Source organism: Herbaspirillum sp. B65 (genome assembly GCF_000333555.1).
Taxonomy (GTDB): Bacteria; Pseudomonadota; Gammaproteobacteria; order Burkholderiales; family Burkholderiaceae_D; genus Herbaspirillum; species Herbaspirillum rubrisubalbicans.
Genome location: NZ_BADI01000164.1, coordinates 1 through 2822, shown reverse-complemented (window position 1 = coordinate 2822; position 2822 = coordinate 1). Strand labels below are relative to the sequence as shown.

The window sequence follows — 2822 nt, the reverse complement described above, 5'->3', positions numbered from 1 at the left end:
GATGCGGCCACCAAGGAACGCATCGCCAAGCTGCTGCGCTTTGCCTCCACCAATAACGACAGCGACGTGCAGAATGTTGCGCTGGCCGATTACGTGGGTCGCATGAAGGAAGGCCAGGACAAGATCTACTACGTCACCGCCGAGACCTGGCAGGCCGCCAAGAACAGCCCGCACCTGGAAATCTTCCGCAAGAAGGGCGTGGAAGTGCTGCTGCTGACCGACCGTGTGGATGAATGGATGCTGTCCTTCCTGACCGAGTTCGAGGGCAAGGAACTGGCGTCGGTCGCCAAGGGTGGGCTGGACCTGGGCAAGCTGGAAAACGAAGCCGAGAAGAAGCAGCACGAAGAAACCCAGGCCGAGTACAAAGAGCTGGTCGAGAAGATGAAGACCGCCCTGGGTGACAAGGCCAAGGAGGTGCGCGTGACCTTCCGCCTGACCGATTCTCCGGCCTGCCTGGTGGCCGATGAAAATGAACTGTCCGGCAATCTGGTGCGCATGTTGAAGGCCGCTGGTCAAGCGGCGCCGGAGTCCAAGCCAACCCTGGAAATCAACCCGGACCACCCGCTGGTGCAGCGTCTGAAATATGAAGAAGCACGCTTCGATGACTGGTCGCACATCCTCTACGACCAGGCTCTGCTGGCCGAAGGCGGTGCACTGGCTGACCCGGCCAGCTTCGTCAAGCGTCTCAACGACATGCTGCTGGCCATGGCTGCCAAGTAAGTAACTTCATATCGTGGAGTACCCCGCCGGGCCGTCATAGGCTGGCGGGCTGAGACGCCGCCTGCCGGGTGACTGCAGGCGGCGTTTTCGTTCATATCGGCTGCTAGCCTGCTAAGATCGGCCCATTCTCGCTCCAACGCTCTCCATGGAACTGCACTTCATCAATCCCCGCAAGAACGCCCTGGTCTACCTGGTCAAGATCCTCTCCGGCTGTCTGATCCTGTGGTACGGTTTGCGCGCACTGGGTATCGAAGAGCCCTACTGGGCCATGATTTCGCTGATCATCGTCACCGAGCCCGACATGACCATGGCCAAGGCCAACTTCCGGGCGCGGCTGATCAATACCATTTCCGGCTGCATCGTCTCCTGCATCGCGCTGGTGCTGTTTGGCCCGACCTTCATGGCCATGCTGGTTGCCCTGACGGCGGCCGTGGTGGTGGCCATGCTGTTGCAGAACTATCCCAGCAACTGGCGACTGGGACCGGCCACGGTGGTGATCCTGCTGTCGGCGGCCTTTACCGGCAACGGACTGAACGAGGAATTGCACCTGGCGTTCATGCGCGTGGGGGAAGTCATTGTCGGCAGTACGGTGGCCTTGTTGCAGACGGTGATTTACATGTGGATGCTGAAGATCAAACAAACACCCAAGAACAATGACGCTACCAGCCCCTGAAGATCTCTTGCTGCGCGGGTCGCGCGTGCTACTGCGCAACTGGCGAGCCGAAGACCGGCAAGCGCTGGCCGCCATCAATGCCGACGTAAAGGTCATGCAACACTTTCCTGCCTGCTTGACGCGTGTGCAAAGCGATGCCATGGCGAACAAGATCGAAGAGCATTTCATCCAGCACGGCTTTGGCCCATGGGTATTGGAGATCCCAGGCATGAGCGAATTTGCCGGACTGATTGGCTTGATGCAGGTCGGCTTTGAGGCGCATTTCACTCCCGCCGTGGAAATCGCGTGGCGTTTGGCCCCTGCTTTTTGGGGCCAAGGCTACATTACGGAGGCGGCGCGCTACGCACTGGATTTCGGTTTCTTGAAACTAGGCTTGCCGCAAATCGTCGCCTTTACGGTGCCGGCCAACAAACGCTCGCTGGCAGTGATGCAGCGACTGGGTATGACATCGGATGTGCAAGAAGACTTTCAGCATCCGTGCTTGCCCGACGGCCATCCATTGCGCCTGCACCACCTTTATCGAATACAGCGTGCCCAATGGATGCAGCGGCAACAGGAGTGAACCCGCCCGCCGTGTGAAGCCACAAAAAAAGCAGGACCGCAGTCCTGCTTCTTTAGTCGGCACGCGTCAATCAGTGCGTCACACGGGTGGTCCGACCATTGGACAGCAGACGCACGCGCTCGCCGACACGGAAAGGTTCGTCCGCATCCTGGGTGATGGCGCGCAATTCGCCATTGTCCAGGCGCACGGTGATTTCCAGGCCCGGACGGTTGTTCAGGTGCGCTTCGGCCTGGTTGCCCAGCACGCCGCCGGCCAGGGCGCCGACGATGCCGGCCGCCAGGGCGCCGTTGCCGCCGCCGATGTTGGAACCGGCCGCGATGCCGCCCAGTGCCGCACCGCCCAGGGTACCGATACCGGTCGAACCCTTGTCGATGGTCACGTTGCGAATCGATTCGACCACGCCCATGCGCACGGTCTGTTCACCTTGGGCCTGGCGGGTGTTATAGACACTGGCCGAGTTGGGGGTCACTGCGCAGCCGGCTACCAGGGAGCCCAGCGCTGCGATCACAAGCAATTTCTTCATACAAAAACTCCGACTGATAACTGAAGTTGGCCCATCTGCGGGCGGCATGGAATTCGTGCATCCGCGCGAACGCGTCATGATCGCGTGTTTGGCGCCGATGTGGACAATCCGTTACATCTTAATACAAAGCTGCACAGTTACGGACATCCGGGACATTTCGTCTTCAATACGAGATATTCCAACGCCTATACAGAAATGCCAGCACGAACAACGGCCCCACCAGCAGGAAGCGCAAGTCCTCGAAAAAAGAGGGCTTCTTGCCCTCGATCCGGTGGCCGATGAATTGTCCGATCCAGGCCAGCACGAACACCACGGCCGACACCGGCAGACCGTCCAGAGGAGGC

Annotated in this window: 4 protein-coding genes and 1 pseudogene; 3 read left to right on the top strand and 2 right to left on the bottom strand. The window is 59.9% G+C overall.

Features of this window, described 5'->3' with window-relative positions:
- The 3 genes and pseudogenes from I5W_RS04185 to I5W_RS04175 all read left to right on the top strand — a co-directional run.
- Positions 1-720: pseudogene (locus I5W_RS04185) on the top strand (molecular chaperone HtpG); the annotation flags it as partial.
- A 145-nt stretch (positions 721-865) separates the two neighbouring features.
- A complete protein-coding gene (locus I5W_RS04180) occupies positions 866-1393 on the top strand; it encodes an FUSC family protein (protein WP_044528290.1) in 528 nt (175 codons plus the stop codon).
- On the top strand, positions 1374-1955 hold the full coding sequence (locus I5W_RS04175) for a GNAT family N-acetyltransferase (protein ID WP_044528289.1): 582 nt from the start codon (positions 1374-1376) through the stop codon (positions 1953-1955). The genes I5W_RS04180 and I5W_RS04175 overlap by 20 nt, the downstream gene beginning before the upstream one ends.
- Positions 1956-2025: 70 nt before the next feature.
- Here the strand turns inward: I5W_RS04175 and I5W_RS04170 are convergent, their stop codons facing one another.
- Positions 2026-2478, bottom strand: a complete 453-nt coding sequence (locus I5W_RS04170) for a glycine zipper 2TM domain-containing protein (RefSeq protein ID WP_017450699.1) — start codon at positions 2476-2478, stop codon at positions 2026-2028.
- 163 nt (positions 2479-2641) lie between these two features.
- Positions 2642-2822: Mpo1-like protein (locus I5W_RS04165; protein WP_044528288.1), on the bottom strand; the 181-nt coding region annotated here is incomplete at its 5' end.

Bases quoted from the DNA above. Each gene is read 5' to 3' on its own strand.
- I5W_RS04175 (WP_044528289.1), top strand. From the start codon at position 1,374: ATGACGCTACCAGCCCCTGAAGATCTCTTGCTGCGCGGGTCGCGCGTG.
- I5W_RS04180 (WP_044528290.1), top strand. From the start codon at position 866: ATGGAACTGCACTTCATCAATCCCCGCAAGAACGCCCTGGTCTACCTG.
- I5W_RS04170 (WP_017450699.1), bottom strand. From the start codon at position 2,478: ATGAAGAAATTGCTTGTGATCGCAGCGCTGGGCTCCCTGGTAGCCGGC.